The 243-nt window shown below is 61.7% G+C and carries 1 protein-coding gene; it reads left to right on the forward strand.

Going from position 1 to position 243, the window contains the following annotated elements; translation table 11 throughout:
- A partial coding sequence (locus ACNFG0_RS22950; RefSeq protein WP_416766553.1) for a hypothetical protein occupies positions 1–243 on the forward strand: 243 nt, incomplete at both ends.

Raw genomic sequence — 243 nt, forward strand, 5'->3', positions numbered from 1 at the left:
TGGGGCGCTGACTCAGACGGGTTCCTTCACAGTCACCTCCCTGGATGGCTTGCAAACCCTGACCGTAGGTGGCATTACCGTCGTCAGCGGCGGCGTGGTCGCGGGCTTCCCGCAGTCCGTTACGACCGGGCTGGGCAATACCCTGACTATCACCGGCTACAACCCCAGCACCGGGGTGGTGAGCTACAGCTACACGCTGACTGACAACGAAGCCCATCCAAATGCCAACGAAGCCAACAGCCT

The organism is Pseudomonas sp. NY15372 (genome assembly GCF_048068215.1).
Classification (GTDB): domain Bacteria; phylum Pseudomonadota; class Gammaproteobacteria; order Pseudomonadales; family Pseudomonadaceae; genus Aquipseudomonas; species Aquipseudomonas guariconensis_A.